The organism is Salegentibacter salinarum (genome assembly GCF_900168115.1).
GTDB classification, from domain to species: Bacteria; Bacteroidota; Bacteroidia; order Flavobacteriales; family Flavobacteriaceae; genus Salegentibacter; species Salegentibacter salinarum.
On the sequence record NZ_FUZC01000027.1, the window covers coordinates 1 to 23,928 of the forward strand.

Below are 23,928 nucleotides of genomic sequence, written 5' to 3' on the forward strand. Positions count from 1 at the left end.
ACTATGGGGCATTAATCCAAGTTTCCCTGGGCTATTCCCCGCCAAAAGGTAGGTTGTATACGCGTTACGCACCCGTGCGCCGGTCGTCAGCAAGAGTGCAAGCACTCCCCTGTTACCCCTCGACTTGCATGTGTTAGGCCTGCCGCTAGCGTTCATCCTGAGCCAGGATCAAACTCTTCATCGTTGTTTCTTAAATATAATTACAACAATCAAATGTCTGTACTCAAAGATGACTTCTCTAGTCTTAATTCTAAATTATTTGTATCATTTCTCTCTCGAAAAATGTACGCGCTGTCAATTCAATAAATCAATGAACTTCCCCGATATTACTCGGGATATTCTTGCCGAAACCTAAGGACTCGAACCTTATCGCTTTACGCACCCACCCGGGATTTCTTTTCAATATTTCTGGGAACTTGTTTCCGCTGTAAGCGGTTGCAAATATACACTACTTTTTCTTTATACGCCAAATATTTTTTAGAAAAATTTTTGACTTTATTTTTTAAAAGCAACACCTCAAAAGAACTTTAAAAACACTGCAAGATTTTAATTAAAATCCTTCGCTGTTTTTGCGGGTGCAAATATACCACCTCTTTTGAATCTGGCAAGTAAAAAAATATTTTTTTTACTTTTAATTTTTAAAGCTTTCTGCAACTCTAAAAAAACCTCTTCCCAGTATGTAATGAACTTCTTCGCTTCTACTCGCCAAGCCTCCTTGTGTCTCAAAGCGGGTGCAAATATACTGCGGTTTTCTTCCCCCGCAAGCCCTCGCAAAGAATTTTTTAAAGAAATCTTAAAACTAATCCCTAAACTTCTCAATAAAAGGAACTTGTAAGATAAAAAATTTTTGAGAAAATTTAGACGGTGAGAAGTTAATTTAATCGACCAGGTCTTTTAGTCCATTTATTGGTTAGTTCAACGTACTCAAAATCCAGTGCTGTGGCTTGCGGTTCTAAAATATCGTTCACAAAAGATCGCTGAAGTATATCCTCAATTAAAAAATCTTCGTGATTATTTTTAGGATCAAATTCTTCCTTTAAAGATATTTCAAATAAACTGGCAGTCGTATTATACCAAAAGGCCCGCCAACCGCTTTTTAAATTTTTAATAAGATTAAAAGCAGTGGTGCCGGTTTGTCTGTGCACTAGCTTCACCAGGATCTGCCCTTCTGTATGCGTCAGCTTTTTTAATTCCGCGGAAAATTCATCTTCTATATAATCCTGAACAATCTTTGTATACTTTCTTTGAGCCGACCGGGATTCAATTTCCTCCAGCCTTGCATTAAGCGCTATTAATCTATCTGACGCTAATTTGGCGTAAGGATAAACTTTCCTGGTTTTTCTCCTTAATATAAGGTACTGTTTTCTTTCAGCGAGACTATTAAAATGAAGTTTCTTTAAAATCACTACTTCATTAAGATCTATACTTTCTCTAGGTACCGTATCTCCGGCAATAATCATATATTTCTTTTGCAAAGTATCTTCGGCAGGAATACTATCCTGCGCAAAAAGCCCAGAAAAACTACAGGCTATAAAGAATATTATTAAAAAAAACCTTCTAAGCATTTATTCAAATATTTCGCTTGCTATCGTACTAAAATCATTCCAAAATTAATCAATAATGAGTTGCCATACATTTAATTCTTATTAAATTCGTGAAAAATCAAAACTATGAGCAAAGACAGTATACTTGATAAGGAATCTATAGATTTCCTGGAAAAATACCTTAATAATGCCGCACCTACGGGTTATGAATCTGAAGGGCAGAAATTATGGATGGATTATTTAAATCCTTACGTAGATGAATTCTTTACCGATAGCTATGGAACCGCGGTTGGTGTTATAAATCCTGAAGCTGAATATAAAGTTGTTATAGAAGGACATGCCGATGAAATTTCCTGGTACGTAAATTATATTACCGATGAAGGTTTTATTTATGTAGTGAGAAACGGTGGAAGTGATCACCAAATAGCACCATCAAAACGCGTTAATATTCATACTAAAAAAGGAATAGTAAAAGGTGTTTTTGGCTGGCCGGCCATTCACACTCGTGATAAAGATGAAGAGCAATCCCCGAAAATAGATAATATTAGTATTGACGTTGGGTGCACCAGTAAAGATGAAGTAGAAGATTTAGGTGTGCACGTAGGTTGTGTGATTACCTATCCTGATGAATTCTTTATTCTAAATGAAAATAAATTTGTTTGCCGTGCCCTTGATAACCGTATGGGCGGATTTATGATTGCACAAGTTGCAAAATTATTAAAGGAGAATGGTAAAAAATTGCCTTTTGGACTTTATATCACCAATTCGGTACAGGAGGAAATTGGACTTCGGGGGGCTGAAATGATCACGCATCGTATTAAGCCAAACGTAGCCATTGTTACCGATGTTACCCACGATACCAACACGCCCATGATCAATAAAAAGAAAACTGGTGATACTAAAATCGGTCACGGTCCTGTAATTGCCCACGCTCCTGCGGTTCAAAATAAATTAAGGGAGTTACTTATTGACACCGCCCAGGAAAAAGAAATTCCGTTTCAGCGTATGGCGAACTCAAGGTTTACCGGAACTGATACCGATGCTTTTGCTTATAGCAACGGTGGAGTTCCTTCGGCTTTAATTTCACTTCCGCTAAGATATATGCATACTACAGTAGAAATGGTGCATAGAACAGATGTGGAAAATGTAATTAAATTAATCTATGAAAGTATTTTAAAAATAAAAGATGGCGATAGTTTTAGTTATTTCGACTAAATAATTCATCTCCTTTATATTTTACAAAGCCCTTTTCTGATGAAATTCCGGAAAGGGCTTTGATATTTAATTATAGATTCTTTCACAATTCTTTATTATAGCCCGGCCTTTTTTCCAATTATATTTAGGGAAAAAGAAAAATGACGATTTCTCCTGAAGAAATAAATAATTTTATTTCAGACCCATACCAGGCTATAGATTTTGCCAATCTTATTTATGTTTCTGAAGAACACCTTTCTATTAGTCGAAAAAAAGTAGGCCGGGGATTTTCTTATTTTTATAAAGGAGAACGGGTAAAAGATAAAAAAACTTTAGAGCGGATTAAAAGATTAGTAATTCCGCCGGGGTGGAAAGAAGTTAGGATCACACACCTAAAGAATGGACATTTGCAGGTTGTAGGGCGCGATGAAAAAAACCGCAAACAATATATCTATCATCCTACCTGGAGCAAATTAAGGAATGAAACCAAATTCTTTAAAATGACAGGTTTTGGAGAAAACCTTCCTAAAATAAGAAAGCAAGTAGATAAAGATCTGGATTTGCCCGAAATGAGTCGCAAAAAAGTCCTGGCGCTTATTCTTCGTCTTATGGAGGAAACCCATATTAGAATTGGGAATCATTATTACGCCAGGAAAAACAAAACCTACGGACTTTCAACTTTTAGAACCCGGCACGTAAAAACTTATAAAAACAGGATAAAATTTGAGTTTATTGGCAAAAAAGGTAAAGAACACGCCGTTACAGTAAAGAATAGAAAACTGATAAAGCTTGTGAACCAGTGTGAGGAAATTCCGGGTTGGGAACTTTTTAAATTTTACGATGAAAATGGAGATAAACACGCCATAGACAGCGGGATGATTAATGAATATATTCACGAGATTAGCGGTGATCTATTTTCAGCTAAAGATTTTAGAACCTGGAGTGCGACCAAAATATTTTTTGAAACGCTCCGTGAGCTTGGCTATACCGAAGAAGAAAAACAGAATAAAAAGAACCTAATCCAGGCTTTTGATGCTTCGGCTGAAGGTTTGGGAAACACGCGTGCCGTTTGTAGAAGTTATTATGTGCATCCAAAGATTGTAAATTCCTATGAAACCGGGGAAATTGTACCTTATTTTGATCAAATTAAAGCTGAAGAAAAACAAGATTATATCTCCCTTTCAGAAACCGAAAAAGTAATTCTTAATATGATTAAAGATTACGAAGTGAATATTTAAAATTCAAAGAAAAACAGCTATTCATTTTTCTTTAAATTAGCGGTATGAAGAACACCATTGCTTCCCGAATAGCCGATTTCCTTAAAAACTATCCCCCTTTCAATCTTTTAAAGAAGGAGGATTTATTAATGATATCAAAACAGGTTAAGGTGAAATACCTCGAAAAAGGGAAACTGCTTTTTGCTGAAGGTGATATTGGCCATAAACGCTTTTATGTGGTAAATAAAGGAGCGATTTCTTTAGAAAGGGATAATGAAGGCAAAAGGGAAACCATAGATAAATGTGATGAAGGTGACATTTTTGGCCTTAGGCCCTTATTTGCCAAAGAAAATTATCTCATTAATGCTATTGCCGAAGAAGAAACCATTCTTTACGCAATTCCAATTAAAAAATTCAAACCTCTTACCGAAGAAAATAAAGAAGTAGGGAATTTCCTGATTCAGAGTTTTGCTTCCAACACCCGTAATCCTTATGCTGAAGCTCATAAAGGGAAATTAATTTCAGAGAAAGAACCGGTAGAAAATCAATATCAACCAAACAATAATCTCTTTGAACTTCAGCCGGCACCGGTTACCAGGAAGGTGGTCATGACATCTCCTGAAACTACTATTAAAGCGGCAGCACAACTAATGAGCAAAAAGAAAGTAGGTTCGGTTCTGGTGGTGGAAGAAAATATTCCAAAAGGCATTGTAACCGACGAAGATTTTAGAGATATGGTGGCTACGGGTGCTTTCGGAATTGAAACCGAAGTTTCTAAAATTATGGCATCACCGGTAATTTGCTATCCGCAGGGACTTACTATTGCCCAGGCGCAGCTTACCATGATGAAACACCATATAAATCATATTTGCATTACCGAAGATGGTACGCCAAATACCAAAGTAGTGGGGATACTTTCTGAACACGATATTATGGTTTCAGAAGGTCATAATCCATCGGTCTTAATGAAAGCGATTCAGCGTAGCAGTAGCACCAATGAATTAAAGAAAATCCGGCATAAAATTACTTTACTGTTGCGCGGATTTCTTGCTGTTAATATCCCGCTAAACCATATTTCAAAAATTATTTTTGAACTGAATGATGCAACCATAAAACGCATCATTGAACGATGTATTAAAAAACTACCTACTCCCCCGCCCTGCGATTTCACGTGGATTTCCCTTGGAAGCCAGGGCCGAAAAGAACAACTTTTACAAACCGACCAGGACAACGCGCTTATTTTTGAAGATGTTCCCGAAGAGAAACTGGAAGAAACCAGGACTTATTTTTTAGAACTGGCAAGAAAAGTAAACAAGCGGTTAAATATAATTGGCTACGAATTTTGCCCTGCTGAAATGATGGCGAAAAATCCAAAATATTGCCTGAGTTTAAATGAATGGAAAGACCAGTTTACCAATTGGATTATAGACCCGGGAAACGATGAGATTTTACTTTGCTCAATATTCTTCGATTTTGATATTTCTTATGGAAATGTAAATTTATCTAATGCGCTTGCTGACCATATATTTAGCCTGACTAAAGAGAATAGGAAGTTTTATGCGGTAATGGGTGCTACCACGTTGAGAAACCCTTCTCCGCTGGGTTTCTTTAGGCAGTTTTTATTAGAGGAAAATGGTGAAAATAAAGATTTCTTTGATATTAAAAAACGAGGAATCACCCCATTGACCGATGCCGGTAGGCTTCTTATTCTATATCACCAGGTTAAAAATATTAGTAATACCGCAGAACGATTTGAAAAACTGGCGCAACTGGAACCAAATAATAAAGAGCTTTTCCTGGCTTGCGCCTATGCTTCTAAGGTTTTACTCAAATTTAGAACCCAGCACGGTTTGGAGAATAGGAATAGCGGCAGGTTTATAGATTTGGAAAATTTGAGCAAAGAAGAAAAAATAAAACTGAAACGCTGTTTTAAAAGTATTAGGCAGGTGCAGGAATTAATAAAATACCGTTTTGAAGTAACTCCTTATATCTAATGCTGAATTTATTCAAAAAGAAACAAGATAATCTTCCTGACTTCTGGAAGGAATATGAGACAAAATTTCAGGAAAAACTTCCAAAAGAGATTGCAGAGACTAGATTTGTTGTTTTTGATACCGAAACTACAGGTTTTGATATCAAAAAAGACAGGATGCTCTCAATTGGTGCCGTGGCCATCAAAAATAAATCTATAAATATTGCCGACGGATTTGAAGAATATATTTCCCAGGAAACTTTTAATCCCAAAACAGTGAAAATTCACGGCATTATTCAGAATGAAAGAATTGAAACCCTTTCTGAAGAGGAAGCGGTAAAAACATTTTTAAAATATATAGGAAATTCAGTTTTAGTGGCGCATCACGCAGGTTTTGATGTGGGAATGATTAATGAAGCCTTGTCCAGAATGGGATTGCCAAAGCTGAAAAATAAGGTTTTGGATACAGTGAATTTATACCGCGGGACGAGAATTATCTCAAATCTAATTAATAGGGAAAAAAGTTATTCTTTAGATGAAATAGCTGAAACTTACAATATAGACACCAAAGATCGCCACACTGCAGCCGGTGATGCTTTTATTACCGCCATAGCTTTCCTTACTATCCTGGGTAAACTAAACAATGATGGAAAAATAAACCTCAAGAAGTTATTTCGGGTCTAAAAAAAGACCTCACAGGTTTTGAAAACCTGTGAGGTCTGGTATTTTTGAAATATTTTTAGCGAAAACTAAGAATAACTCTTATAAAGAATTCTTCATAATTTTTTCTACAACTTCGGGATTTAATAATGTTGAAGTATCGCCAAGATCTTCAGTTTGATTGGAAGCAATTTTTCTTAGAATTCTTCTCATAATTTTTCCGCTACGTGTTTTTGGAAGTCCGCTAACAAACTGAATTTTCTCCGGTTTGGCAATTGGACCAACCTTATCTCCTATTTGTTGTAAAATCTCTTTTCTAAGATTATCCTGATTCCTGGACTCCCCTACTTCTTTTAAAGTAACAAATGCATAAAGTGCATTACCTTTTACTTCATGGGGGAATCCAACCACGGCAGATTCAGCAACAGCCGGATGCTCATCTATGGCATCTTCAATTGGCGCCGTACCTAAATTATGCCCTGAAACTATAATAACATCGTCCACCCTACCTGTAATTCGGTAATAACCAACTTCATCTCTCAAAGCCCCATCGCCGGTAAAATACATATTTTCAAAAGTTGAAAAATAGGTGGTTTTATAACGTTCATGATCTCTCCAAACGGTTCGAGCCATGCCTGGCCACGGAAATTTAATACATAATCTCCCGTCTACCTGATTTCCTTTTAATTCATTTCCGTTTTCATCCATTATAGCAGGTTGAACTCCCGGAAAAGGTAAAGTTGCATATGTTGGTTTTACCGGAGTCACATAAGGAATTGGGGTAATCATAATTCCGCCGGTTTCGGTTTGCCACCAGGTATCTACAATCGGGCTTTTATTTTTTCCTACATTGTCATTGTACCAGTGCCAGGCTTCCTCATTAATAGGTTCGCCAACAGTTCCCAGGACTTTTAAAGAAGAAAGATCGTGGCTTTCTACAAATTCAATATTTCTTTTGGCCAAAGATCTAATGGCTGTTGGAGCTGTATAAAACTGATTCACTTTATGCTTATCTACAACATCCCAAAATCTTCCGGCATCTGGATAAGAAGGAACGCCCTCGAACATCACCGTTGTTGCTCCGTTAGCAAGTGGACCGTATAAAATATAAGAATGGCCGGTAATCCAGCCAATATCGGCAGTACACCAATAGACATCGCCTTCTTTATACTGAAAAACATTTTTGAAAGTATAAGCGGTATAAACCATATAACCAGCAGTGGTATGTAACATTCCTTTAGGTTTCCCGGTAGAACCTGAAGTATATAAAATAAATAAAGGATCTTCAGCATCCATAGTTTCAGCTTCACATACATCTGAAGCTTCATCTAATAAAGGTTGAAGCCATTCGTCCCTGCCTTCTTTCATTTCAATATCAGAATCCAGTCGCTTGGCAACTAAAACATTTTCTACCCCGGGGCAATCTTCCAGCGCTTTATCGACAATTCCTTTAAGGTCTATGGTTTTATTTCCGCGGTAAGATCCATCAGAGGTAATCATCATTTTACAATCGGCATCATTGGTTCTGGTAGCCAGTGCTTTTGAAGAAAACCCCGCAAAAACTACAGAGTGAATAGCGCCAATTCTTGCGCAGGCCAGCATCGCAACAGCAAGTTCAGGAATCATAGGCAAGTAAATACAAACCCTATCGCCTTTCTTTATTCCTTTAGATTTTAAAACATTTGCAAACTTGTTTACCTTTTTATGAAGTTCTCCGTAAGAAATATGCTGAGCCTCTTCGTCCGGATCATTAGGTTCCCATATAATCGCGGTTTTGTCTGACCGGTTAAAAAGATAGCGATCTATGCAATTTTCAGTAATGTTGAGTTTCGCATTTTCAAACCATTTTACTTCAGGTTTATTGAAATCCCAGCTTAGTACATTATCCCATTTCTTTTGCCAGCTAAAATGTTCTTCAGCGATTTCTTCCCAGAAGTTTTGTGGATCTCTAACCGATTTTCTATAAACCTGAAAATATTCCTCTAAATTCTTAATATGATAATTACTCATAACTTAAATAAATATGTTGATGGTTATGTGGATTAATATTGAAAAAAATAAAATATCTTTCCTGCAATTTATAAAAACCTTCGGAAATCAAATACCCAAATCCCGTTAATATTGGGCTTTTTCAAGTTTTTGCGGTAAGTTTAATAGAATAGAAATTTTCGCACAAAAATTCGAAACAAACTCAGTAAAGAGCTTGTTTCAATTTAAATTTCAAAATAAATAGGTGAAAAACAGGAGCTTCCTGGAAAAGGATTTAGAAAAAGTGCAAAAATTAATGCTCTACAAATTTTTGATGGTCACTTAACCATTTATTTAAATGAGCGGCTTCCCTGGGAGAAACTTTCTTATTCGTTTTTTTCTCCCTCCACGCATTTTCCGATTCTTTCCTTATATAAATTTTTGATTTCTGCCCCAAAGCGACCCCAAAAGCCTTTAACGTAATTTCGGCTTTAGCAACATATGCATCATCGGTGTGCTGTAAATTTACAAGTCTCATTTTACAATTTTTTTCGATTGATTAGCAAATACTGCATCCTTCACTGAGCAAAGACTATGCCTGCAAGCTCCCTATTTTTTATGATCTCTTACTTTTACCGAAACTTTAACTTGTGAAAAACTATGTTTATAACTCCCACGCTATTTTCTAAAACCACCGCAAATTCCTTATAACTTTACTTTTGTAAAATCATACCGGCGGGTATTACTTTTTGTAATAAACAAGGGGAATCATGTGAGAATCATGAGCTGTTGCGCAACTGTAAAGTAGTACTTCTACAAGCCAGGTTACCTTCCCAACCGGATTGACTTTTGCTTTCGCATAAAAAGTAAATGTCCAGGACAACATCTTGCGGGCCTCCCGTAACTTAACATCTCCATAGACAACTATTTACTTTTATGCTTTTGATCTTAAACTAAAACAAAAGTAATATGAGTATTTTTCAAAAACGGGTAAACTACAAACCCTTCGAATATCCTGAGATTCTTAAGTTTACCGAAGCGATAAACCGTTCTTTTTGGGTACATTCTGAGGTAGATTTCACTGCTGATGTACAGGATTTTCATTCACATCTTAGCGAGAATGAAAAACAGGTGATTAAAAAAAGTCTGCTGGCAATTGCCCAAATTGAGGTAGCCGTAAAATCGTTTTGGGGAGATCTTTACCAGCATCTGCCAAAACCTGAATTTAACGGACTCGGAAGTACTTTTGCCGAGTGTGAATTCAGGCATTCTGAAGCTTATTCACGACTGCTTGAAGTTCTTGGTTATAATAATGAGTTCGAAAAATTGATTGAAACCCCCGTTATCAAAAAAAGGGTGGCTTACCTTTCTGACGCCTTATCCAACACAAAATCTTCAGATGAAAAAAAATATGTTTTCTCACTTATTTTATTTTCAATTTTAATTGAAAATGTGTCACTTTTTAGTCAGTTTGCCATTATTCTTTCTTTTAGCCGATTTAAAGGAGTGATGAAAAATGTGAGTAATATTATTGCCTGGACATCGGTTGATGAACAAATTCATGCTAACGCCGGGATTTATATTGTAAACCAGATCAAAAATGAATATCCTGAATTCTTTAATGAAGACACCAAAACTGAAATCAGGAAAATTATCGCGCATTCCATGGAAGTAGAATCTGAAATTCTTGACTGGATCTTTGCTGATGGTAATTTAGAACAATGCAAGAAAGATGACCTCCTGAACTTCATGAAATATCGCGTAGACGATAGTCTTGAAAAAATTGGTTTGGAAAAAATCTATTTCGTTTCAGAATACGATTATAAAGCCATGTTGTGGTTTGAAGAAGAAGTTTTTGCCAACAGTTTAGACGATTTTTTCGCCAAACGCCCGGTAGATTACACCAAACACGATAAGAGCATCACCGCAGATGATCTTTTTTAAAAAATTTTCCGCAGAAATATTTCACCTTAAAATCCAGTAAAATGCCCGAAACTATAATTAAAGAAACACAACAGGAACGCCTATGGTGGCTTAATGAAGAAAGCCAGCAAATACTTAACCGTGGTTATTTATTAAAAGGAGAAACCGCAAAATCGGCTATAGAACGCGTGGCCAACGCAGCAGCAAAAAGACTATACAAACCAGAGCTGGCCGAAGCTTTCATCGAGATGATAGAACGCGGGTGGATGAGTTTAAGTTCACCAATTTGGGCAAATATGGGCACCGAACGAGGTTTGCCTATTTCCTGTTTCAATGTTTACGTTCCAGATAATATTGAGGGCATTACTCACAAACTGGGCGAGGTAATTATGCAAACCAAGATTGGGGGTGGAACTTCAGGATATTTTGGGGAATTAAGAGGCCGTGGAAGCGCGGTAACCGATAATGGTAAAAGTAGTGGTGCCACCAGTTTTATGAAGCTTTTTGACACTGCGATGGATACTATTTCCCAGGGCGGCGTTCGCCGGGGAGCATTTGCAGCTTACCTGGATATAGATCACCCCGACATCAAGGAATTTCTTGAAATAAAAAATATTGGAAATCCAATTCAAAATTTATTTTATGCTGTTAGTGTGCCCGATTATTGGATGCAGGAAATGGTAGATGGTGATCGCGAAAAACGAGAAATTTGGGCAAAAGTTTTAGAAAGCAGACAACAAAAAGGTTTGCCCTATATTTTCTTTAAAGACAATATTAACCGGTTCAAACCACAGGTTTACAAGGATAAAAATTATACCATACATTCCAGTAATCTTTGTTCTGAAATTGCGCTGCCATCTACCGAAGATGAATCCTTTATTTGCTGTCTCTCTTCAATGAATCTGGAACTTTACGATGAGTGGAAAGACACTGAAGCCGTAAAACTGGCTATCTATTTTCTGGATGCCGTTTTACAGGAATTTATCGCGAAGACCGAAGACAATTATTACCTCTCCTCTGCCAATAAATTCGCTAAAAGGCACCGGGCTCTAGGGCTTGGCGTTATGGGTTGGCATTCTTACCTGCAGAAAAACAGGATCCCTTTTGAAGGATTAAAAGCTAAAGGGTTAACGAATTCTATCTTTAAAGATATTAGTGAAAAAGCTACCAAGGCGAGTAAAGAGTTAGCCAATATCTATGGAGAGCCAGAAGTTTTAAAAGACTATGGTTTAAGGAATACCACCTTAATGGCTGTTGCACCAACAACTTCCTCTTCTGCTATTTTAGGCCAGGCGTCTCCTGGAATAGAACCTTTTAGCAGCAATTATTACAAAGCCGGACTGGCAAAAGGTAATTTTATGCGGAAAAATAAATACTTAAAGGAATTGCTTCAGGAAAAAGGTTTGGATACCGAAGAAACCTGGAGAAGTATTATGCTGAATCACGGAAGTGTACAGCATTTAAAAGAACTAACCGATGAAGAACGCCTGGTTTTCAAAACATTTAAAGAAATAAGTCAGTTAGAGATTATTCAACAGGCCTCGGTTAGGCAGAAATATATAGACCAGGCGCAAAGTTTAAATTTGAATATTCCTTCAGATCTTCCGGTTAGGGAAGTAAATAAATTAATGATAGAAGCCTGGCAACTGGGTGTGAAAACACTTTACTACCAAAGAAGCCAAAGTGTCTCTAAAGAGTTTATAGCCAATATGGTGAATTGCTCGAGTTGTGAGGCTTAAGACATGAAAAATGGTCTAAAATAAAAATAAAAAGGCTGTCTAAAAAGTTTGCGAAACGTCATCCTGAACTTATTTTCAGGATCTAACATGTTAATAATTTAAAACATTTTAGAAGCTGAAACAAGTTCAGCTTGACAAACAAATAGACTTTTCAGACAGCCTCTTTTATTCTTAAAAATCAGATTACATAGCTCCCCATTCTTCCAGAGAATCTTTATTCATCTTTACGTAGTCTTTATTTCCGGCTTTTTCGGCTTCGGCTAAAGATTTTTTGGCAGCTTCAATAGCTTCCTCTTTCTTACCAAGATCGGCAGCGATAAGCGATTTTCTTCTTAAAATCCAAAATGCATTTGGATTACCCATTTCAAGCGATTTATTTACCCATTCGTAGGCTTGCTCGAGATCTTTATCGACATCGTGGTAATAAGTTGCTGCTGCAAAATAATCAGCAGCTCCCGGGCCATTCATAACCTTTTCAATGCTGGCCATTGCCTTTTCTTCGGTTGGCACCTCGAATCTTAAACTCGCTACTGTATTTGCCCAAATAAAATTAAGGGCGGCAGAGTCGTGCTTCAGTTCATCTATCATAATGGTAAATGTTTCCATTTTAAAAGGAAGTTCCATTACTTCAGCAGTCGCTTTTAGAGCCACTTTTTCTTCATTCCATTCTGCCGGATTTCCCCAGTTAGAAGCATCGGTATAAAACATTACTTCCCATTCGTTTTCCTTCGGGATAGTATAAATGGCATAAGTTCCGGCTTTCAATTCATTCCCCTGAATAGTAATATCGTCACTAAATGTAATTTTCGTATTCTCGTTAGCACCGGTACGCCAAACTTCGCCATAAGGTACCAACGCGCCAAAGATTTCTCGATCTCTTACTCCAGGACGAGAGTATTCCAGGATGATATCGGTAAGGCCAACTTTTTGTTCAATTTTGGTAAATGGACTCGGTTGTGGAGCCTGCACCTGGGCGTGAGCAGTACTCATAATTCCCGCTGTGCATAAAAAAAGAAATATTTTTTTCATTGTTTAGTATGTTTTTAGTTCCTCAAATATACCTAGAAATTGATTATAAAAAATTATCTTACAAATTTTCATTTATATTTTGTTTAACTATAAATATTTTACTTTAAACAAAACTTAGGTTAGTTTTACAGGAAATAAATTAAGAATGAAAATCTATACCTTAAAATCGGTTCAGAAACTTCCAATAAGTCTGGAAAAAGCCTGGGAATTCCTTTCAAGTCCCGGAAACTTAAAAACAATTACGCCAGATTATATGGGATTTAATATTGTTTCAGGTGCTGACCGTCCAATGTATCCCGGGCAAATTATTCAGTATATAGTAACTCCAATTGCGGGAATTAAAACCAGTTGGGTAACCGAAATCACCCACGTGAGGGACAAGGAGTATTTTGTAGACGAACAGCGGTTTGGTCCTTACGCCCTATGGCATCACAAGCATTTTCTAAAGGAAATCCCTGGAGGCGTGGAAATGGAAGATATTGTAGATTATAAATTACCCTTCGGAATTTTAGGACAAATGTTTCATCCCATTCTTGTTGCATCAAAATTGAAGGAAATCTTTGATTACAGACAGAAAAAACTTGTGGAACTTTTTGGCGAATTTGATGAACCAAGGACCAAAAATCCAACGCTTAAACAGGATATTTTAGCTTAAAACTTAAAAATCATGAAAAGAAATATTTTACTTATTGGTGGTTCTACGGGAATTGGTCTTGAAATCGCCCACCAGCTCGTTAAAGAAAATAAAGTAATTGTCGCTTCAAGAAATAAGGGTGAATTGAATGACGATATTGATCATTTAGAATTTAATGTTTTAAAAGATAAAATTGAGGATCTTGAATTGCCTGAAGAGATTCACGGACTGGTTTATTGCCCGGGAAGCATAAACCTAAAACCTTTCAAAATGCTAAAGTCCAAAGATTTTGAAGAGGAAATGAACCTGAATTTCTTAAGTCTGGTAAAAGTAGTGCAGGCATTAATGCCGAAATTAAAGAAAGCCGAAAATACAAGTTTGGTATTTTTTAGCACCGTAGCCGTAAAAGTTGGTATGCCATTTCATACCAGCGTCGCTGCAGCGAAAGGTGCCATTGAAGGTTTCGCAAAATCCCTGGCAGCCGAATATGCTCCAAAAATTAGAGTAAATGTCATCGCCCCTTCTCTAACCGATACGCCTTTAGCTGAAAAATTACTATCAAATGATTCCAAAAAGGAGAAAATGAGCGAAAGACATCCTTTAAAAAGAGTTGGAAATACCAAAGACATTGCCAATGCTGCTACATTTTTACTAAGTGAAGAGAACAGCTGGATTACCGGACAAATTATTGGCGTGGACGGCGGACTTTCAACTTTAAATATTTCGTAAATGAAGGAGGAAGTGAATATTTTTTGGTTTAGACGTGATCTTAGGTTAGACGATAATGTAGGTTTTCTGCAGTCTTTAAAATCTGATAAACCGGTTTTACCAATTTTTATTTTCGATTCAGAAATTCTTGGTAAGTTGCCCAAAGACGATGGCCGGGTTACTTTTATACACGAGCAGCTTCAGGAAATGCGCAAGGAACTTCAGGATGATTATGAAAGTTCAATCGCAATGTATCACGGCAAACCAAAAGAGATTTTTCAGCAGTTGATCAAGGATTATAAAATTGCCGAAGTATTCACTAATCACGATTACGAACCCTACGCTAAAAAAAGGGATAAAAAAATAGCTGGATTACTTTCTAAAAATAATATTGAATTTCACACATTTAAAGACCAGGTTATTTTTGAAAAGGATGAAGTTGTAAAAAAAGATGGCGATCCTTATGTTGTATATACGCCCTATATGAGGGTTTGGAAAGAACAATTTAAATCACACGACCTTAAAATTCATTATACCAGTCAGTATTTAGAAAATCTCGTGAAGAATACAAGGTTGCCGAATTTAAGTTTAAACGATATTGGTTTTACAACTTCAGAAATTAAGGTTCCGGAATATGACGTGACGCCAATTCTAATTCAGCAATACGAAAATACCCGAAATATCCCCGGAAAAGAAGGCACTTCTCGACTTGGTGCGCATCTTCGTTTTGGCACTGTTAGTGTTAGAAAAATGGTAAAAAAGGCTAATGCTGAAAGCAATAAAACTTTTCTTGAAGAATTGATCTGGCGCGAATTTTTTATGCAGGTCCTGTATCATAATCCCGATACAATAACCGACTCTTTTAAAAAGAAATACGATCGAATTGAATGGCGAAATAATGAGGATGAATTTGAAAAATGGAAAACCGGACAAACGGGATATCCATTAGTTGATGCCGGAATGCGACAATTGAACGAATCGGGTTTTATGCATAATCGTGTAAGAATGTTGGTGGGTAGTTTTCTTTGCAAGCATTTACTTATTGACTGGCGATGGGGTGAAGCCTATTTTGCCGAAAAATTGCTGGACTACGAAATGTCTTCCAATGTGGGAAACTGGCAATGGGTTGCCGGTAGTGGTGTAGATGCAGTTCCTTATTTCCGAATCTTTAATCCTACTACTCAAATTAATAAATTTGATAAGGACGAGAAATACATCAAAGAATGGGTAAAAGAATTTGGCACCAATGAATATCCCGAAAAAATGGTAGATCATAAAGAAGCCCGCGAACGGGCTTTAAAAATTTATAAAGCTGCAGTAAGTTAATTGTTCCAGATCTTCCTGGCTTTTTCAAGATCTTCAGCGGTATCTATTCCTATGGTTTGCATTTCGGTTTCTACCATTTTTATATTTTTCCCATATTCCAGGAACCTAATCGCTTCAATTTTTTCAGCAGATTCCAAAGAAAGCATCGGTAAATTATAAAAATCGATAAGCGCTTGTTTTCTAAAAGCGTAAATCCCGATATGTTTAAAATAAGTCACGTGCGCATCAGTGTTTCTCGGATACGGAATTGGAAACCTTGAAAAATACATCGCAAAATCATTCTTATTGGTAATTACCTTTACGTTGTTTGCATTGGTAATATCTTCGCTTTCGGAAAGCGCAGTTTTTAACGAAGCAAGGTCTATTGCCGAGGCATCATCTTCCCTGAAAACCACCAGTAATTTCGCAAGACTGTCTTTATCTATAAAAGGCTCGTCTCCCTGCACATTTACTACAATATCAACATCCATATTCTCCACGGCTTCGGCGATACGATCGCTTCCGCATTCGTGTTTTTTTTTGCTTTTTATTGCGTTACCACCGTTTTTATTAATTTCAGCGTAAATTTTATCGCTATCGGTTACCACGTAAACTTCGTCAAAAAGTCCGGTGCTTTTGGCAGCTTCGTAAGTTCTTGTAATCACCGTTTTGCCGTTAAGGTCTTTTAAAAGTTTCCCCGGAAAACGAGAAGCCTCATAACGGGCGGGAATCATAGCAATTATTTTAAGCGGATTATTCATCGAAATCATCAATTTTTAGGAGGTTAAATTTAGGTTTTAAAATTTGAATTGCAGCAAATCCAAAAGTTATTTATTTACGAAAAAATCGTCTTTAAAACCTATCAGGTAAAGTTTATCGGTTGCGCGCGTAACAGCAGTATAAAGCCATCTTAAATATTCTTTGCCGACGCCTTCAGGTAGGTAAGGTTGTTCAATAAAAACCGTATTCCACTGTCCACCCTGGGATTTATGGCAGGTCATCGCGTAAGAAAATTTAATTTGAAGAGCATTGAAGAATTTATTGTTCTTCACCTTCATAAACTTCTTGTATTTAGAAGTTTCATCTTCATAATCTTTCATCACTTCCTGGTACAGTTGGTTAGATTCTTCATAAGAAAGTGAAGGCGTGTTGCTGGTTAAGGTATCTAACATTACCACGGTTTCAAAAGGTCGCATCTTGGGATAATCTACCATTTGCACCTGTACTTCGGCAAACCTGAATCCGTAAAGCTCTTTTATACCGAAAATTTCCAAAACTTTTACAATATCTCCGTTGGCTATAAATCCAGCTTCTGAACTTGGTTTTATCCAGAAATAATTATTTTTCACCACCATTAAATAATCTCCGGCAGAAATTTCTTCTTCCTGGAACAAAATCCTGGACCTTATTTGCTGATTATACAAATTCGCCCTTTTATTAGACCGAACAATAAAACTGGTTTCTTCGTTCCCCAACTCATTGTAACATTCCTCGATAGCATTCATAATTTCGTAACCATCCTGCAACCTAATAACATCGGCCTTTGGAGTGAGTTCAAACTGAAAGCTATCATAAAATCCGTCTTGTAAACTTTGTCTTATTTTTGTGGCATTCAACAAAATGTCGCTTTCTTCAGCCTGGCGAACTACTTCGTCAAGTTCAATATGATGCACTTCTTTATTATATGAAAACTGAAGTTTTTCGGCTTCCAGGGCCGGGCTGATTTCCATCTTTACCGGGGGAAGCTGGGCAGTATCCCCAATTAAAATTAACTGGCAATTATGCCCGGAATATACAAACTGAATAAGATCGTCTAACAAGCTTCCATTTTCCATTAATTTCGAATTTGTGGGCGTATCAGAGATCATTGAAGCTTCATCTACAATAAAAATACTGTTTTTATGTTTATTTGGTTGAAGTACAAATTGCACTCCGCTCCCACCACTTTTTTTCGGGAAATAGATCTTTTTATGAATGGTAAAAGCTTCCTTTTTAGAATAATTGGAGATTACTTTAGCAGCCCTTCCCGTGGGAGCCAGTAAAACGCCAGATTTTTTTATTTGCCAAAGGTTTTTAACTAAAGTACTGATAATAGTAGTTTTACCGGTACCGGCAAAGCCTTTCAATATAAAAAGCTCGTCTTTATTATTATTTAAAACAAAGCGGGAAAGTTGTTGTAAAGCAAGATCCTGCCCTGCTTTAGCTGTAAAACCCAGATCGCTTAAAAGAAGTTTATAAAATTTGGAAGCATCAAGATTTTCCATAGAAGATTTATCAAAAATCAAAGATAGGAATGGATTTTTACGGAAGAAACTTTTACGAATAAAAAAAAATTGTAGATTTGTCGTGAAACACTAGTAATTTTAAAACAAAATTTAGAAAGCATGAGACTTGCAATTCAATTACTTCTTTGGGTGGTTATTATTGGTTTAGCCTACCTTACCTTTAATGCTGTTTACGAACCAATTCAGTTTAATAAAATTAAAGAAAAGCGTTATGCCAAAGTAGTTGAAAACTTAAAGGACATTCGTGATGCCGAATTAGCTCACAAAGAGATTATTGGGACTTTCGAAGATGATTTTGATAAACTAGTAGGATTTTTAGATACTGCTGAATTTGCAATTACCCAGCGTCGTGATACTACTGTATTAGATGAAGAGTATAGAAAACAGTATGGTGTAGATGAATATATTGAAAAAGTAATTATTGATACGCTTGGCTTTGTTCCGGTAAAAGATTCATTGTTTAAAGGAAATAAAGAGCGTTATACCAATATGATTAATGTACCGGTTGAAGATGTAGATGCTAAATTTGAGCTTGATGCAGGTACAATTACCAAAGGAAATTCAGAAATTCCGGTTTTTAGAGCAAGAGTAGCTAAAAGTGTTGTATTGCAAGGTTTAGATAAAGAGCTTATTTTACAACAAAACCAGGTGCAATCTGTAGACGATATTAATGGTCGCTACATAAATGTTGGCTCTCTGGAAGAGGTTAACACAAAAGGAAACTGGCCAACCCAATATGGCGACGAATAATAGCACAAAACAAATAACTTTAGAACTGTCCATTCAGGTTTCCCTGGATGGACTTTCTTTTTGTACCCTAAATTCTACTGAAAATAAAGTGGTACAATACAAGAAAATTCGTTTTTCGCAACAAATTGATCCACTAAAATTACTTGAGGAAATTCAGAAAATTTATGCCGAAGAAAAAAGTATTGCTGAAGCCACACAGGTAAAGCTTATTTTTGATAATGCACTTTACAGCTTAGTGCCTGAACCTTTATTTAAAGAGGAAAATGCTTCAGACTATCTAAAATTCAATACCAAAATCCTTAAAACCGATTTCATCGCACACGAGGAAATTGGAATTACCGGGATTATAAATGTTTATATTCCTTATACAAATATTATTAATTTCTTCTTTGAGAAATTCGGGGAATTTGAATACCAGCATCTCAGTACTGTTTTAGTCGAAAATTTACTGAAATTACCAAAAGCTGAGCGGCCTCAAATGTTTGCACATATAAAAAATAAGCAGTTTGAGCTGGTTGTGATAGAAAATTGTGAACTCCTGTTGTGTAATTCTTTCAGTTTTACCGAAAAAGAAGATTTTTTATATTATATTCTCTTCACTGCTGAACAACTTAATTTAGACCCGGAAAAGTTCAGGTTGATATTGCTGGGAGCTATTAGCAAAGCTTCTCCCCTATTTAAAATCGCGTTTGATTATATTAAGCACGTGGAACTTTTAGAAACCAGTTTCAGCTTAAACCTGGAAGAAGAACTTACCGGTCTAAATCAGCTGGAAGAATATGTATTACTAAAGTCATTTAAATGAGAATAATTTCAGGAACACATAAAGGAAAAAGATTAATGGCTCCAAAAAAGCTGCCGGTACGCCCTACTACCGATATGTCTAAGGAAGCCCTCTTCAATATCCTGAATAATAATTTTCAGTTTTCACAATTAAGCATCCTTGATCTTTTTTCGGGAACTGGTAATATTGCCTATGAATTCGCTTCGCGCGGAAGCAAGGAAGTAACCGCGGTTGATGCTAATTTCGACTGCGTAAAATTCATAAAAAAGACGGCTCAGGAATTAGGTTTGAATATTACCCCTATTAAAAGTGATGTCTTTAAATTTCTTGAAAAGGCTTTTGTAAAGGCCGATATTATTTTTGCAGACCCACCTTATGATTTTGAAAAGGAAAAATTCCTGAAAATTCCAGAACTAGTTTTCGAAAAAAACCTACTTAATCCAAATGGTCAATTAATTATTGAGCACTCTAAACACACCGATCTTTCCGATCTTCCCAACTTTATAGAAGGGCGTCGCTATGGCGGTTCGGTTTTTAGTTTTTTTGAGAATGCAGAATAATTTCTTCTGAAGAATTACAGCCCTGTGGGGCTTAGAAATTTGATGGTATGACGGATAGGATAAAAAGGATTGAGCTTATTGATGTTATTTTAAGTTTTTATGAAGGGATGGTTATTTCTGAAGTAAAAGACGATGTTGTTTTTGAAATTGAACACGTAGAACAAATTCTAAAAATATGCAATGAGGTTTATGAAGGAGCAGATTTTGTTTATGTATCTGACCGGAAGAATAATTACAATGTAAATCCCACTATTTATTTTGAATTAAAAGACGTGAAAAATTTATTGGGAATAGCTATTGTAAGTCAGCGATATGAAGCCTTACAGGTAGCTAATTTTGAAAAACAATTTTCCCCGGTTCCTTTTGATATCTTTTCACATATGGACGAAGCCCGGGCCTGGGCAAAGACATTATTATAAAAAAGCAGGCCTGTAATCCGGATTCTGTTCCTCCCGGCTAACCGGGATTCCCCTTATCATTTATCTCCGGTTTTTGTTGCCAAAAACCTTTAGCTGCCTACCCTCCGGTAGCAAGCGGGCCGCTTGCAAACACCGGTTTACATGGCATTGCACCGCATAGAGTTTACCTGATTTCACTACAGCATTACCTGTACATCCTTTCTGTTGCACTAGTCCTGATCCCGCCTCGGAAAACCGAAACGAGACCGGTGGGTGTTACCCACTATGCCGCCCTTTGGTGTCCGGAATTTCCTCCACCGAATAAATTCGTTGGCGATAAGGCGGCCTGCTTGGTGCAAAGGTAGTTTTTTAGAAAGTTTCGCGATTAAAAAATTGTTGATTTCTTAGCTTTAATTGTTTAAAAATATAAGCGATTGCCTTAGAACTTATGGAGGCTATTTTTATATTTGTAGTTCAATAAAATTCAATGGAACATTTTATAGTATCAGCTCGTAAGTACCGCCCACAAACTTTTAAAGATGTGGTAGGGCAACAAGCCATCACAAATACCTTAAAAAATGCCATTGAACACAATCACCTGGCACAGGCACTTCTTTTTACAGGACCTCGTGGCGTTGGAAAAACCACCTGCGCGCGTATCCTGGCAAAAATGATTAACCACGACGGTACCCAAAGCCCAGATGAAGATTTTGCTTTTAATATTTTTGAACTCGATGCCGCTTCTAACAACTCGGTAGACGATATCAGGAATTTAATAGACCAGGTTAGGATTCCACCGCAAGTTGGGAAGTATAAAGTGTATATTATAGATGAGGTGCACATGCTCTCACAGTCGGCCTTTAATGCTTTTCTGAAGACTCTAGAAGAACCGCCACAGCACGCCATCTTTATTTTAGCTACTACGGAGAAGCATAAAATAATCCCAACAATACTTTCTCGTTGCCAGATCTTCGATTTTAAAAGAATTACGGTAAGTGATGCTAAGAATTACCTGGTTTATATCGCACAACAAGAAGGTGTAAATGCCGAAGAAGACGCGTTGAACATCATTGCGCAAAAAGCAGATGGTGCTATGCGTGATGCGCTTTCTATCTACGATCGTGTAGTTAGTTTTAGCGGGAAAGATCTTACCCGGCAGGCAGTTACCGAAAACCTCAATGTACTGGACTACGATACTTATATTAAGGTTACCGATCTTATTTTAAGTAATAATATTCCACAGTTGTTGTTAAGTTATAACGACATCCTTTCCAGCGGATTTGACGGTCACCATTTTATTAGCGGCCTTGCTTCGCATTTCAGGGATCTTTTAGTTTGTAAAGATCAAAAAACAATACAGCTTTTAGAAGTTGGAGAACAAACAAAAGCCCGGTATTTTGAGCAGGCTTCCCAAACCAATCATCAATTTTTGATTAAAGCGATAGACCTGGCGAATGAGTGTGATCTCAAGTATAAAACAAGCCAAAATCAGCGTTTACTTGTTGAACTTTCCTTAATGCAGCTTGCCTCTATCACTTTTGATGGAGAAAAAAAAAAGTTTGAACAGTCAATAATTCCCGCTTCGGTTTTTGAAAAACAACCCGCCACCCTTTCTTCAGAAGAAAAAAGTATGGTTAGGGAGAATGAGCACGGGGAACTTGCAACTGAAGCTCCAAAGGAAAGTCAGTTGCCTTCAGGTGAAAATAAAACTCCAAATAGTAACTGTGCTGATGATAAGGAAGATAATTATCATTCAGATAAAACTATGGTTCCTGGAGCGAAGGAACAACAGGAAGAACCTGAACCAACTCCACCAGTTCCAGCACCAAAACCGGTTATTGATCCGGAAGTAAAAAAAGAAAAGGTTTCAGGGCTTTCATTAAAAAGTATTCAAAAGAAACGGGAGATAGAAGCCCGGCAGCAGGAAGCTGCACCAACAAAAGATGTGGTACTCAACAATGAATTCAGTGAAACCCAATTGCAAGCCACCTGGAATGATTACGTAAAACGTATTAAAAAACAGGGATCAAAAATTCTCGCTTCCATCCTTGAAACCGATTTGCCTAAACTCAAGGAAGAAAATCGCATTGTTATAGAATTACCCAACGAAACGATGAAAATCAACCTGGAACGGGAACAAAACAAACTGATGTCTTACCTGAAGCAAAAACTTCAGAATACAGAAATCAGGTTGGTGATAAATGTAAATGAGCAGTCGGCAAAGAAATATGCCTTCACCCCTATTGAGAAATACAATAAATTGAAGGAGAAAAATCCTTTAATAGACAAACTTAGAAGTACATTTGATTTAGACGTATAGATATGCTAGGATTAAAACTTCCCACCGACCCACGCTGGGCAAACATAGCCGAAAAAAATATAGAAGATATTCTTGTAGATCACGCCTATTGTGAGCAAAAGGCAGCTTCAACAGCAATTTCTCTTATTGTTTCTTTCCCCGAATACACAGAACTGGTAGATGAAATGATCGCCTTATCCAGGGAAGAAATGGGCCACTTTAAAATGGTACACGAGCAGTTGCTAAAACGTGGCTATGTTTTAGGCAGGGATAGAAAAGATGAATATGTAATTCAACTACTTAGTTTTTTTCCAAAAGGCGGCAGCAGAACCACGCAATTGGTTCACCGGCTCCTAATCGCAGGATTAATTGAAGCCAGGAGTTGTGAACGTTTCAGGTTGCTTTCAGAAGAATTAAAAGACGAGGAACTCGCTGAATTTTATCACAAATTAATGATTAGTGAAGCGAATCATTATACGATGTTTCTAAAGTTTGCCAGAAAATATGGCGAACGAGCAGAAGTAGATAAAAAATGGGAGGAATTGCTCAATTTCGAAGCTGAAATAATGAAAGATCTCAGCAAAGACAAAACCATTCACGGTTAATTTTTCTATCTTATTCAAATCGGGTAGAAAGGTAAGGATTATTTCCCTACCTGTCCTCCCACACCACCCAGCATACGGTTCCGTACTGGGCGGTTCCCTAATTTACGTTCTAACTTTAAGGTAATAGTCCAGAAGAGAAGTGTAACCAGCCTGTCTCAGTCTGTGGATGGTAATAGTCCTTTTGAGGATAAAGCTGTTAGCTGTATGCCAGTAGCTTTTCCTCGTGTTGGCATATTCCCACGCTTTCCACTTGTTCAGGCCAAGCTTGATAAGCATCTTTCCTTTCGTGCGGATGCGTTTCCATTGTTTCCAGATACACATCCTTAGACGTCGACGGTACCAGCGATCTATGTT

22 protein-coding genes, 1 rRNA gene, 1 other RNA gene and 1 riboswitch are annotated in these 23,928 nt (G+C 37.0%); of the genes, 15 read left to right on the plus strand and 9 right to left on the minus strand.

Annotated elements, in window-relative coordinates:
* From B5X53_RS18280 to B5X53_RS18290, 3 genes are all read right to left on the minus strand, one after another.
* Positions 1 to 184 (minus strand): 16S ribosomal RNA (locus B5X53_RS18280); the annotation flags it as partial.
* Positions 185 to 546: 362 nt separating this feature from the next.
* Positions 547 to 819, minus strand: a complete 273-nt coding sequence (locus tag B5X53_RS18285) for a hypothetical protein (RefSeq protein WP_079714654.1) — start codon at positions 817 to 819, stop codon at positions 547 to 549.
* Between the two features lie 53 nt (positions 820 to 872).
* A complete protein-coding gene (locus tag B5X53_RS18290) occupies positions 873 to 1,565 on the minus strand; it encodes a DUF4294 domain-containing protein (protein ID WP_079714655.1) in 693 nt (230 codons plus the stop codon).
* Between the two features lie 105 nt (positions 1,566 to 1,670).
* Between B5X53_RS18290 and B5X53_RS18295 the strand changes: the two genes are divergently transcribed.
* The 4 genes from B5X53_RS18295 to B5X53_RS18310 all read left to right on the plus strand — a co-directional run bounded on the left by B5X53_RS18295 (position 1,671) and on the right by B5X53_RS18310 (position 6,611).
* Positions 1,671 to 2,759: a M42 family metallopeptidase gene (locus B5X53_RS18295; protein ID WP_079714656.1), complete on the plus strand. Its 1,089-nt coding sequence runs from the start codon at positions 1,671 to 1,673 to the stop codon at positions 2,757 to 2,759.
* A 140-nt stretch (positions 2,760 to 2,899) separates the two neighbouring features.
* Positions 2,900 to 3,976 carry a DNA topoisomerase IB gene (locus B5X53_RS18300; RefSeq protein ID WP_079714657.1) on the plus strand — a complete coding sequence of 359 codons (1,077 nt, stop codon included), beginning with the start codon at positions 2,900 to 2,902 and terminating at the stop codon, positions 3,974 to 3,976.
* Between the two features lie 44 nt (positions 3,977 to 4,020).
* A complete protein-coding gene (locus B5X53_RS18305; RefSeq protein ID WP_079714658.1) occupies positions 4,021 to 5,949 on the plus strand; it encodes a DUF294 nucleotidyltransferase-like domain-containing protein in 1,929 nt (642 codons plus the stop codon).
* The gene (locus B5X53_RS18310) at positions 5,949 to 6,611 is read left to right on the plus strand and encodes a 3'-5' exonuclease (protein ID WP_079714659.1); all 663 of its coding nucleotides are present in this window, start codon (positions 5,949 to 5,951) and stop codon (positions 6,609 to 6,611) included. Before B5X53_RS18305 ends, B5X53_RS18310 begins: the two co-directional genes overlap by 1 nt.
* 78 nt (positions 6,612 to 6,689) lie before the next feature.
* Here B5X53_RS18310 and acs read toward each other — a convergent pair whose 3' ends face one another.
* Both acs and B5X53_RS18320 read right to left on the minus strand, forming a co-directional pair.
* A complete protein-coding gene (acs, locus tag B5X53_RS18315; RefSeq protein WP_079714660.1) occupies positions 6,690 to 8,597 on the minus strand; it encodes an acetate--CoA ligase in 1,908 nt (635 codons plus the stop codon).
* A 271-nt stretch (positions 8,598 to 8,868) separates the two neighbouring features.
* Positions 8,869 to 9,093, minus strand: a complete 225-nt coding sequence (locus B5X53_RS18320) for a hypothetical protein (protein WP_079714661.1) — start codon at positions 9,091 to 9,093, stop codon at positions 8,869 to 8,871.
* Positions 9,094 to 9,274: 181 nt separating this feature from the next.
* A riboswitch (cobalamin riboswitch) is annotated at positions 9,275 to 9,408 on the plus strand.
* 116 nt (positions 9,409 to 9,524) lie between these two features.
* Here B5X53_RS18320 and B5X53_RS18325 point away from each other — a divergent pair.
* On the plus strand, positions 9,525 to 10,499 hold the full coding sequence (locus B5X53_RS18325; RefSeq protein WP_079714662.1) for a ribonucleotide-diphosphate reductase subunit beta: 975 nt from the start codon (positions 9,525 to 9,527) through the stop codon (positions 10,497 to 10,499).
* Between the two features lie 41 nt (positions 10,500 to 10,540).
* Positions 10,541 to 12,217, plus strand: a complete 1,677-nt coding sequence (locus tag B5X53_RS18330) for a ribonucleoside-diphosphate reductase subunit alpha (RefSeq protein WP_079714663.1) — start codon at positions 10,541 to 10,543, stop codon at positions 12,215 to 12,217.
* Positions 12,218 to 12,400: 183 nt separating this feature from the next.
* Here the strand turns inward: B5X53_RS18330 and B5X53_RS18335 are convergent, their stop codons facing one another.
* A complete protein-coding gene (locus tag B5X53_RS18335) occupies positions 12,401 to 13,246 on the minus strand; it encodes a DUF2911 domain-containing protein (protein ID WP_079714664.1) in 846 nt (281 codons plus the stop codon).
* A 145-nt stretch (positions 13,247 to 13,391) separates the two neighbouring features.
* On the opposite strand from B5X53_RS18335, the gene B5X53_RS18340 reads away from it, so the two are divergent.
* From B5X53_RS18340 to B5X53_RS18350, 3 genes are read left to right on the plus strand one after another with little or no spacing between them, the layout of a single operon-like run.
* Positions 13,392 to 13,901, plus strand: a complete 510-nt coding sequence (locus B5X53_RS18340; RefSeq protein WP_079714665.1) for an SRPBCC family protein — start codon at positions 13,392 to 13,394, stop codon at positions 13,899 to 13,901.
* A 12-nt stretch (positions 13,902 to 13,913) separates the two neighbouring features.
* Positions 13,914 to 14,609 (plus strand): SDR family NAD(P)-dependent oxidoreductase, encoded by a 696-nt coding sequence (locus B5X53_RS18345; protein ID WP_079714666.1) that lies wholly within the window; start codon positions 13,914 to 13,916, stop codon positions 14,607 to 14,609.
* Complete coding sequence (locus B5X53_RS18350; protein ID WP_079714667.1) at positions 14,610 to 15,914, plus strand: cryptochrome/photolyase family protein; 1,305 nt, start codon at positions 14,610 to 14,612, stop codon at positions 15,912 to 15,914.
* Here B5X53_RS18350 and kdsB read toward each other — a convergent pair.
* A complete protein-coding gene (gene kdsB / locus B5X53_RS18355; protein WP_079714675.1) occupies positions 15,911 to 16,654 on the minus strand; it encodes a 3-deoxy-manno-octulosonate cytidylyltransferase in 744 nt (247 codons plus the stop codon). The genes B5X53_RS18350 and kdsB overlap by 4 nt on opposite strands.
* A 66-nt stretch (positions 16,655 to 16,720) precedes the next feature.
* Positions 16,721 to 18,157 (minus strand): ATP-dependent DNA helicase, encoded by a 1,437-nt coding sequence (locus tag B5X53_RS18360; protein ID WP_079714668.1) that lies wholly within the window; start codon positions 18,155 to 18,157, stop codon positions 16,721 to 16,723.
* A 120-nt stretch (positions 18,158 to 18,277) separates the two neighbouring features.
* Between B5X53_RS18360 and B5X53_RS18365 the strand changes: the two genes are divergently transcribed.
* Genes B5X53_RS18365 through B5X53_RS18380 form a run of 4 tightly spaced genes read left to right on the plus strand, consistent with a single transcriptional unit; the run spans position 18,278 to position 20,691 of the window.
* Positions 18,278 to 18,928, plus strand: coding sequence for a hypothetical protein (locus B5X53_RS18365; protein ID WP_079714669.1), 651 nt, complete (start codon positions 18,278 to 18,280; stop codon positions 18,926 to 18,928).
* Entirely contained in the window at positions 18,915 to 19,733 is an 819-nt protein-coding gene (locus B5X53_RS18370; RefSeq protein ID WP_079714670.1) for a DUF3822 family protein, read from the plus strand. Before B5X53_RS18365 ends, B5X53_RS18370 begins: the two co-directional genes overlap by 14 nt.
* Positions 19,730 to 20,272, plus strand: coding sequence for an RsmD family RNA methyltransferase (locus tag B5X53_RS18375; RefSeq protein ID WP_079714671.1), 543 nt, complete (start codon positions 19,730 to 19,732; stop codon positions 20,270 to 20,272). Before B5X53_RS18370 ends, B5X53_RS18375 begins: the two co-directional genes overlap by 4 nt.
* 47 nt (positions 20,273 to 20,319) lie before the next feature.
* Positions 20,320 to 20,691 carry a hypothetical protein gene (locus B5X53_RS18380; RefSeq protein WP_079714672.1) on the plus strand — a complete coding sequence of 124 codons (372 nt, stop codon included), beginning with the start codon at positions 20,320 to 20,322 and terminating at the stop codon, positions 20,689 to 20,691.
* On the opposite strand, the gene rnpB is transcribed toward B5X53_RS18380, so the two are convergent.
* Positions 20,689 to 21,023: RNase P RNA component class A (rnpB, locus tag B5X53_RS18385), an RNA gene on the minus strand. The two genes, B5X53_RS18380 and rnpB, sit on opposite strands and share 3 nt — an antisense overlap.
* A gap of 134 nt (positions 21,024 to 21,157) precedes the next feature.
* Between rnpB and B5X53_RS18390 the strand changes: the two genes are divergently transcribed.
* Together B5X53_RS18390 and miaE are read left to right on the plus strand one after the other, a co-directional pair.
* On the plus strand, positions 21,158 to 22,990 hold the full coding sequence (locus tag B5X53_RS18390) for a DNA polymerase III subunit gamma/tau (RefSeq protein WP_079714673.1): 1,833 nt from the start codon (positions 21,158 to 21,160) through the stop codon (positions 22,988 to 22,990).
* 2 nt (positions 22,991 to 22,992) lie between these two features.
* Positions 22,993 to 23,574 carry a MiaE family protein gene (gene miaE, locus B5X53_RS18395; protein WP_079714674.1) on the plus strand — a complete coding sequence of 194 codons (582 nt, stop codon included), beginning with the start codon at positions 22,993 to 22,995 and terminating at the stop codon, positions 23,572 to 23,574.
* Positions 23,575 to 23,928: the final 354 nt, after the last annotated feature.

What these genes read in the sequence shown, in the direction of transcription:
- B5X53_RS18360 (WP_079714668.1), bottom strand. Translation starts at nt 18,157, where the DNA reads ATGGAAAATCTTGATGCTTCCAAATTTTATAAACTTCTTTTAAGCGAT.
- B5X53_RS18305 (WP_079714658.1), top strand. Translation starts at nt 4,021, where the DNA reads ATGAAGAACACCATTGCTTCCCGAATAGCCGATTTCCTTAAAAACTAT.
- B5X53_RS18330 (WP_079714663.1), top strand. Translation starts at nt 10,541, where the DNA reads ATGCCCGAAACTATAATTAAAGAAACACAACAGGAACGCCTATGGTGG.
- B5X53_RS18350 (WP_079714667.1), top strand. Translation starts at nt 14,610, where the DNA reads ATGAAGGAGGAAGTGAATATTTTTTGGTTTAGACGTGATCTTAGGTTA.
- B5X53_RS18375 (WP_079714671.1), top strand. Translation starts at nt 19,730, where the DNA reads ATGAGAATAATTTCAGGAACACATAAAGGAAAAAGATTAATGGCTCCA.
- B5X53_RS18290 (WP_079714655.1), bottom strand. Translation starts at nt 1,565, where the DNA reads ATGCTTAGAAGGTTTTTTTTAATAATATTCTTTATAGCCTGTAGTTTT.
- B5X53_RS18390 (WP_079714673.1), top strand. Translation starts at nt 21,158, where the DNA reads ATGGAACATTTTATAGTATCAGCTCGTAAGTACCGCCCACAAACTTTT.
- B5X53_RS18335 (WP_079714664.1), bottom strand. Translation starts at nt 13,246, where the DNA reads ATGAAAAAAATATTTCTTTTTTTATGCACAGCGGGAATTATGAGTACT.
- acs (WP_079714660.1), bottom strand. Translation starts at nt 8,597, where the DNA reads ATGAGTAATTATCATATTAAGAATTTAGAGGAATATTTTCAGGTTTAT.
- kdsB (WP_079714675.1), bottom strand. Translation starts at nt 16,654, where the DNA reads ATGAATAATCCGCTTAAAATAATTGCTATGATTCCCGCCCGTTATGAG.
- B5X53_RS18295 (WP_079714656.1), top strand. Translation starts at nt 1,671, where the DNA reads ATGAGCAAAGACAGTATACTTGATAAGGAATCTATAGATTTCCTGGAA.
- B5X53_RS18365 (WP_079714669.1), top strand. Translation starts at nt 18,278, where the DNA reads ATGAGACTTGCAATTCAATTACTTCTTTGGGTGGTTATTATTGGTTTA.
- B5X53_RS18300 (WP_079714657.1), top strand. Translation starts at nt 2,900, where the DNA reads ATGACGATTTCTCCTGAAGAAATAAATAATTTTATTTCAGACCCATAC.
- B5X53_RS18320 (WP_079714661.1), bottom strand. Translation starts at nt 9,093, where the DNA reads ATGAGACTTGTAAATTTACAGCACACCGATGATGCATATGTTGCTAAA.
- B5X53_RS18310 (WP_079714659.1), top strand. Translation starts at nt 5,949, where the DNA reads ATGCTGAATTTATTCAAAAAGAAACAAGATAATCTTCCTGACTTCTGG.
- B5X53_RS18345 (WP_079714666.1), top strand. Translation starts at nt 13,914, where the DNA reads ATGAAAAGAAATATTTTACTTATTGGTGGTTCTACGGGAATTGGTCTT.
- B5X53_RS18380 (WP_079714672.1), top strand. Translation starts at nt 20,320, where the DNA reads ATGACGGATAGGATAAAAAGGATTGAGCTTATTGATGTTATTTTAAGT.
- B5X53_RS18340 (WP_079714665.1), top strand. Translation starts at nt 13,392, where the DNA reads ATGAAAATCTATACCTTAAAATCGGTTCAGAAACTTCCAATAAGTCTG.
- miaE (WP_079714674.1), top strand. Translation starts at nt 22,993, where the DNA reads ATGCTAGGATTAAAACTTCCCACCGACCCACGCTGGGCAAACATAGCC.
- B5X53_RS18325 (WP_079714662.1), top strand. Translation starts at nt 9,525, where the DNA reads ATGAGTATTTTTCAAAAACGGGTAAACTACAAACCCTTCGAATATCCT.
- B5X53_RS18370 (WP_079714670.1), top strand. Translation starts at nt 18,915, where the DNA reads ATGGCGACGAATAATAGCACAAAACAAATAACTTTAGAACTGTCCATT.